Here is a 6540-nt window from a genome sequence, read left to right on the forward strand (position 1 = left end):
AAATTTCTCCTTTCATTATAAACGTCTTTTTTCCATTTGACGATCATAACCGAAAGACAATTTCAAAAAGATTACTACGCATTCCGTGCCATTTCAGCAAAGGTCTGATCGACAGCTTTTAGGGTCTGATCGATATCCTCTTCTGTATGCGCTGTTGTCAGGAACCACGCTTCGTATTTTGAAGGGGCGAGGTTGATTCCTTTCTCCAACATTTTCTTGAAGAAGGTTGCGAATTTTTCACCGTCCGTATTCTCTGCATCTTCGTAGTTCTCGATCGATTTATCCGTGAAATACACGGTGAGTGCGCCACCGAGTCTGTTTACTCGTATCTGCAATCCGTGGGAATCCGCGCTTTGATGGATTCCTTCTTCGAGGAGAGCCCCCAGGTGATCGAGGTGTTCGTAAGTACCCGGTTGTTCCAACACTTCGAGACAAGCAATCCCTGCTGCCATGGAGGCGGGATTCCCTGACATGGTTCCTGCCTGGTAAGCGGGACCGAGAGGAGCGACTTGTTCCATAATGTCCGCACGTCCACCATAAGCACCGATCGGGAGGCCGCCTCCGATGATTTTACCCATCGCCGTCATGTCCGGTTCGACCCCCAGTAGTTGCTGGGCGCTTCCGTAGGTGAAACGGAAGGCGGTGATGACTTCGTCGTAAATGACGAGTGCCCCTTTTTCATGAGTAAGGTCATTCACCTGCTGAAGGAAGCCTTCTTTCGGTTCAACAATCCCGAAGTTTCCGACAATCGGTTCTACAAGAACACCGGCCACCTCGTCACCGTATTTATCCATCGCTTCCCGGAAAGCCTCCACATCGTTGAATGGAACCGTGATGACGTCTGCGGCAATCGATGCTGGGACACCTGCAGAATCCGGAGTCCCCAGAGTGGATGGTCCGGAACCGGCAGCGACGAGTACAGGATCGGAGTGTCCGTGATAGCAACCGGCGAACTTGATCATTTTGTTTCTACCTGTATAAGCGCGGGCCACACGGATCGTTGTCATGACAGCTTCCGTTCCGGAGTTCACGAAACGGACTTTATCAAGCGACGGGATAGCGGCCTTCAATTTCTTCGCGAACGTATTCTCGAGCGCCGTCGGTGTTCCATAGAGCACTCCGGTTTCCGCTGCTTTGGTTATCGCTTTTGTGATGTGAGGGTGGGCATGTCCAGTGATGATCGGCCCGTAGGCACCGAGGTAATCGATGTATTCGTTCCCGTCCACATCATAAAAACGGGAGCCTTCCCCTCTTTCCATATAGATAGGTGTGCCTCCCCCGACTCCTTTGTAAGCCCGGGACGGAGAATTGACCCCTCCGACGATATGTTCTTCCGCTTCACGGAATAGAAGTTCAGATGTTTCTATGTTCATATGTTTCCCTCCATTATTGAATGTACCATTCGTAGTTTATCATATAAGAATCGGATTCATCTCTCCGGGGCAAGACGTTATGGGGTGTTTTTTCGACGTGGAGGTTTCATAATTGCCTCGAATTATATGTATTGGTCGACTCGTGAGTTCATTTCACAGGAAAAATGTCGCAAACCCACAAATATGCTGTGATTCAGATGGAAACAAGAAAGAAAGTGTCTCATTAATCCACTTCAACAAAAAAAGAGAGGGACCTCTCCCTCTCTCATGATTAAAAGCCTACGTAAGCGACACCGACGATGATGAGAAGGATGAATAGTACGACGATCAGCGCGAATCCTCCATATCCTTTATCATAACCCATGTGAATCCCTCCTTTACACGTTTAGTACATCATATGGAGAAGAGGCGACTTCGGGTGTGCATCCGCCTTGATATTTAGAATTATTGGAAGTTTCTTTTCCTTTCCTTTAAAGTAGGAAGTAATACCAGTACCAAGGAGGAATGATTCATGACTTTAGAAAAAGGCCAGCAGGCACCAGGTTTCACGCTAGAAGCGAACAATGGGGAGAAAGTTTCCCTCGAGGACTATAAAGGGAAAAACGTCGTCCTTTATTTTTATCCGAAAGACATGACTCCCGGTTGCACGAACGAAGCATGTGACTTCCGTGATAATCACCAGAGTTTCGAGGAGCTGGACGCCGTGATTCTCGGTGTGAGTCCGGATCCTGTGGATTCCCACAAGAAGTTCATTGATAAGCACGATCTTCCTTTTCTTCTGCTTGCAGATGAGAATCATGAAGTAGCAGAGGCATATGATGTATGGAAGCTGAAGAAACGCGGAGATAAAGAATACTATGGCATCGAGCGCTCCACGTTCATCATCGATAAAGACGGCAATCTTGCTGAAGAGTTCCGTAAAGTGAAAGTGGACGGGCACGTGGAAGAAGCATTGAATTACATCAAAGAAAACCTATAGAGCACGGGGAGGCCGTGATTTTCCTTAAAATACAGGCAGATGTACTATTCCTCAAAGAAGAAACGTGACCCGTTTCTCTTTGAGGGCTGCCATTATAAATTGGGGGGATATTAGTGAAAGTTCTATCGGTACTTAAGAGGATTCCCGAAGAATTGAAGCAGAGTCTCGAAAGTAATTTCCCGTCTGTCGAATTCCGCTACTGTCATGGAATGAAAGAAGGAGAAGCTTATTTAGAAGAAGCGGATATTCTTCTTACATATGGAGAAGACCTGAATGAAGAGAGAATAGAGAAAGCCGGCCGGTTGAAATGGATCATGGTCATGTCTGCGGGGATGGATCTCATGCCGTTCCGTGCAATCGAAGCAAAAGGCATACTCGTAACCAATGTGCGGGGGATCCACGCCAAGCCTATGGCTGAATATGCGATCGGCATGTTTTTGCAGGTGGCGAAACGGGCGAAGGTCCTTCAACAGCAGGAGGCACGTTCAGAATGGAACCGGCGCCTTGATTTCCAGGAACTGAATGACCGGACGATGACGATTCTTGGAACGGGAGCGATTGCATCTGAAACGGCACGTCTGGCAAAAGCCTTTGGCATGACGACTAACGGTGTGTCTAAATCCGGAAGAGCCAAAGAGCACTTCGATCATGTCTATTCCGTGGAGGAACTGCATGTCCCATTGGAAAAAGGGGATTATGTAGCGGCGGTGCTCCCGAGCACGGAGGACACTTCCGGGCTGCTGAAAGAAGAACATTTTCAAACGATGCCGGAGCATGCGGTCTTCCTTAACATGGGAAGAGGGGATCTGGTAGCGACCGATGTGATTCTCGATGCGGTAAGAAAAGGCGAGATCGCTCATGCAGTGCTCGATGTCATGGAAGAAGAACCGTTGCCGGAAGAGCACCCGTTCTGGAAAGAAGAAGCTATTACAGTGACTCCTCACATCTCAGGCATCACCTCCAGGTATTTACCGAGGGGATTCGAGATTTTCGAAAAGAACCTGCACGCTTATCTGAACGAACAATCTATGGAAAACATCATCGATCCAGAAAGGGGTTATTAACATGCGTATCTATACCAGGTCCGGGGATAAAGGGAAAACGTCACTTGTGCACGGAGACCGGGTCCCGAAAAGTCATGAGCGTGTCGAAGCTTATGGAACGTGCGATGAAGCGAATTCTGTCATAGGAGTGGCCGTCAGCTTTCTTAGAAAAGAGGACTTTTCCGGAAAAGAAGACATGCTTGTTAATTTGAACCGGATCCAGACGATTCTTTTCCATGTCGGGGCGGAACTCGCTACCCCTAAAGGGAAAGAAGTCTATTGGGAGCTGAAAAAAGAACATATCGAAGAGTTGGAGCACCTCATTGATGAATGGGACAAAGAACTTCCTGAGCTGAAGAATTTCATCCTTCCTACGGGAGTGGAAGCCGCTGCCCAGCTTCACATGGCCCGCACCGTTGTCCGTCGGGCAGAACGACAGGCGTCTGCTATAGAGGAGGAATTGAACAACCCTCTGACGGTCGGCTATTTGAATCGTTTGTCTGACCTATTGTTCGTGGCGGCAAGGTATGTGAACCAGAAGCTCGGAGGGGCGGAAACTTCATTGAATCCGGATATATGAGGCCGGTTTAAATGATTGACAGGAGCGGATGAAGGGGGTTAAACTAATTATAAATATTATAATCTAATAATTTTATTAATAGTTTGATCCGTTTCAGAAAGCGAGGTGCATGACGATGTCCGATCACAGACTCCAAGATGCCATCGACACATTAAAAGAATCAGGGGTTCGCATTACGCCCCAGCGTCATGCGGTGCTTGAGTACCTTGTCGAATCGATGAGTCATCCTACTGCTGATGATATCTATAAAGCCCTGGAGCATAAATTTCCGAATATGAGCGTAGCGACCGTTTATAATAATCTGCGTGTTCTGAGAGAAATCGGGCTTGTACGTGAGTTGACGTACGGTGATTCTTCGAGCCGTTTCGATTGCAACACATCTGATCACTACCATGCGATTTGTGAATCGTGCGGGAAGATCGTGGACTTCCATTATCCACGTCTCGACGAAGTAGAATCATTGGCTGAACAGGTTACAGGGTTTCATGTAAGCCACCACCGTATGGAAGTGTACGGAACTTGTTCAGAATGCAGATCGAAAGCAGCCCATTAGAAGTCTTCTTTTATAGAAAAAGGAGACTTCTTTTTGATTTGTGGGATAAACGGAACATAGCGATGAATAAAAAGCTGCCTCTGCACGTCATACGGAATGACGGACGGAGGCAGCTTCTATTATTGTTCGGGAGCTTCTTTCTGTTTTTTCTTGGAGTTGTAACTTTCATCGAATTCTTTACCTTCAAGAGATGGATCCATCGTCAGCGGTTGATCACAATGCATGCAAGCATCGACCCGCCCGAGCATTTTGGTGTGCTTTCCGCAGGAAGGACATTCGATCGGAACAGCTTTCGTCGACAGCATGCCGATCCAGAAGTAGACGACGGTACTTAGAGCGATTGCTCCCATCCCGAGCACCATAGCGATGAGCATGAGCCAGACGATGTCTTTGAACAGAAGTCCGAGGTACATAATAGCAAAGCCTACAAATATCAATGCCAGCGCAAACGTGCGGATTTTATTTATTTTGTTGCTGTACTTCAGTGCCATGCAAATCCTCCTTCTTTCTAAAGGATATTGTATCACAGGTCTACAACTTCTTAGAATGGGAAAAGGAATTTGAATAAAAGTGTCGAATTATATGATACATAGATAAGTGATGCCGGGAGGGTCTATATGGAAGATGTATTGCGTCCGATTTACCAGGAAAGAGCAAGTTACGAGGAAACGTTAGGGATATTGTATCTGGAGAAGAAGAAGCCGGTCAGTCCGGTGACGGACAACTTTGATGTCATTTTACTTGTAGTAGTGAAAGAAGCGAAAGATCCGTGGTATGTAAAACATTATGAATTCGAAGGTCGCTCGGCAGCTCTGCATGTAGTGGAAGAGACCCTGTTGCACCACTGGATCAGAACGAGTACGTTCAGGCGGGCGGTGGAGTGGGTGACCGATGGAACGATTGTATTCGAGAGGAATGACTATATCACTCTACTTAAAAAGGAATTGCAGGGGTTCCCTGAAAGGCAAAGAGGAAAGAAGAAAGTCATTGAATTCGCCAAACTGATACGAAGTTATAGTGAATCCACCGATTTGTGCAATTCGAACCATTACCTTGATGCCTTCAGCAGAATGGTGCGTTGTTTGCATTACCTGGCCCGTCTTTCTATCATCGAAAAAGGCTTTCACCCGGAAGTGACAGTTTGGAATCAGGTAAAACGAATCGATCCTGAGATTTATAAATTATATGAAGAACTGATAGAAAGTGAAGAAAGTATAAACAAACGAGTGGAACTGATGGTTCTTGCACTGGATCATTCTATCAGCAGGCGTGCGGAGAATAGTATGAAACACTTTTTCTCTGTAATGAAAGAGAAAGACGAAAGTTGGACATTCGGAGAATTGAAAATTCATCCGGAAGTGAAAGACTATGCTCTCGATCTTTCCGCGATGATGGAATATGCAGTGAAGAAAGGCTATGTGAAAGTTGAACTTCATACGACTAAAGGGAAGCATATCCATCATCGTAAATACCGTCTCAGCCCCGATCTATAAAAGATCGGGATTTTTTTCGTTGAAAGTGTTGACGTTTTGAATAGAACCATGGTACATTATTAAACGTCGCATTGAGGAAAGCCGTTCACGGCAAACCGAAAGCGAAAAAGAATATAAAAAGTTGTTGACGGAAAATACATCAACATGATATATTAATTAAGTCGCTGTTTTGAGAGCGACACGGTAGATCTTTGAAAACTGAACAATGTTTTATGCCATGCGTCAATTTTTTTAAAATTACTATTGAGCTAATCAATACTCTTATGGAGAGTTTGATCCTGGCTCAGGACGAACGCTGGCGGCGTGCCTAATACATGCAAGTCGAGCGCGGGAAGCGAGCTGAAGCCCTTCGGGGCGGACGCTCGTGGAACGAGCGGCGGACGGGTGAGTAACACGTGGGCAACCTACCTGTAAGACCGGAATAACCCCGGGAAACCGGGGCTAATGCCGGGTAACCGTTCGGTTCTCCTGAACCGAACGTAAAAGGATGGCTTCTTGCTATCGCTTACAGATGGGCCC

The 6540-nt window shown here is 46.6% G+C and carries 8 protein-coding genes and 1 rRNA gene; 6 read left to right on the top strand and 3 right to left on the bottom strand.

Annotated features, from left to right (window positions below; translation table 11 throughout):
* Nucleotides 1-74: 74 nt before the first annotated feature.
* Nucleotides 75-1373 (bottom strand): glutamate-1-semialdehyde 2,1-aminomutase, encoded by a 1299-nt coding sequence (locus BLQ44_RS16305; RefSeq protein WP_093194944.1) that lies wholly within the window; start codon nucleotides 1371-1373, stop codon nucleotides 75-77.
* 271 nt (nucleotides 1374-1644) lie between these two features.
* Nucleotides 1645-1737, bottom strand: coding sequence for a YjcZ family sporulation protein (locus BLQ44_RS16310; RefSeq protein WP_093194945.1), 93 nt, complete (start codon nucleotides 1735-1737; stop codon nucleotides 1645-1647).
* 147 nt (nucleotides 1738-1884) lie between these two features.
* Between BLQ44_RS16310 and bcp the strand changes: the two genes are divergently transcribed.
* From bcp to perR, 4 genes are all read left to right on the top strand, one after another.
* Complete coding sequence (gene bcp / locus BLQ44_RS16315) at nucleotides 1885-2352, top strand: thioredoxin-dependent thiol peroxidase (protein ID WP_093194946.1); 468 nt, start codon at nucleotides 1885-1887, stop codon at nucleotides 2350-2352.
* Nucleotides 2353-2465: 113 nt separating this feature from the next.
* Nucleotides 2466-3416 (top strand): D-2-hydroxyacid dehydrogenase, encoded by a 951-nt coding sequence (locus BLQ44_RS16320; protein WP_093194947.1) that lies wholly within the window; start codon nucleotides 2466-2468, stop codon nucleotides 3414-3416.
* 1 nt (nucleotide 3417) lies between these two features.
* Nucleotides 3418-3975: a cob(I)yrinic acid a,c-diamide adenosyltransferase gene (locus tag BLQ44_RS16325; protein WP_093194948.1), complete on the top strand. Its 558-nt coding sequence runs from the start codon at nucleotides 3418-3420 to the stop codon at nucleotides 3973-3975.
* Nucleotides 3976-4090: 115 nt separating this feature from the next.
* Nucleotides 4091-4528 (top strand): peroxide-responsive transcriptional repressor PerR, encoded by a 438-nt coding sequence (perR, locus tag BLQ44_RS16330; protein ID WP_093194952.1) that lies wholly within the window; start codon nucleotides 4091-4093, stop codon nucleotides 4526-4528.
* A gap of 119 nt (nucleotides 4529-4647) precedes the next feature.
* Here the strand turns inward: perR and BLQ44_RS16335 are convergent, their stop codons facing one another.
* Complete coding sequence (locus tag BLQ44_RS16335; RefSeq protein WP_093194949.1) at nucleotides 4648-5019, bottom strand: YgzB family protein; 372 nt, start codon at nucleotides 5017-5019, stop codon at nucleotides 4648-4650.
* Nucleotides 5020-5145: 126 nt separating this feature from the next.
* Here BLQ44_RS16335 and BLQ44_RS16340 point away from each other — a divergent pair, with 126 nt between their 5' ends.
* Together BLQ44_RS16340 and BLQ44_RS16345 are read left to right on the top strand one after the other, a co-directional pair.
* A complete protein-coding gene (locus BLQ44_RS16340) occupies nucleotides 5146-6021 on the top strand; it encodes a nucleotidyltransferase-like protein (RefSeq protein WP_093194950.1) in 876 nt (291 codons plus the stop codon).
* A 260-nt stretch (nucleotides 6022-6281) separates the two neighbouring features.
* Nucleotides 6282-6540, top strand: a 16S ribosomal RNA gene (locus BLQ44_RS16345); the annotation flags it as partial.

This window comes from Salimicrobium halophilum (assembly GCF_900100295.1).
GTDB classification, from domain to species: domain Bacteria; phylum Bacillota; class Bacilli; order Bacillales; family Halobacillaceae; genus Salimicrobium; species Salimicrobium halophilum.

Bases quoted from the DNA above. Each gene is read 5' to 3' on its own strand.
- BLQ44_RS16305 (WP_093194944.1), bottom strand. From the start codon at position 1,373: ATGAACATAGAAACATCTGAACTTCTATTCCGTGAAGCGGAAGAACAT.
- BLQ44_RS16310 (WP_093194945.1), bottom strand. From the start codon at position 1,737: ATGGGTTATGATAAAGGATATGGAGGATTCGCGCTGATCGTCGTACTA.
- bcp (WP_093194946.1), top strand. From the start codon at position 1,885: ATGACTTTAGAAAAAGGCCAGCAGGCACCAGGTTTCACGCTAGAAGCG.
- BLQ44_RS16325 (WP_093194948.1), top strand. From the start codon at position 3,418: ATGCGTATCTATACCAGGTCCGGGGATAAAGGGAAAACGTCACTTGTG.
- perR (WP_093194952.1), top strand. From the start codon at position 4,091: ATGTCCGATCACAGACTCCAAGATGCCATCGACACATTAAAAGAATCA.
- BLQ44_RS16335 (WP_093194949.1), bottom strand. From the start codon at position 5,019: ATGGCACTGAAGTACAGCAACAAAATAAATAAAATCCGCACGTTTGCG.
- BLQ44_RS16340 (WP_093194950.1), top strand. From the start codon at position 5,146: ATGGAAGATGTATTGCGTCCGATTTACCAGGAAAGAGCAAGTTACGAG.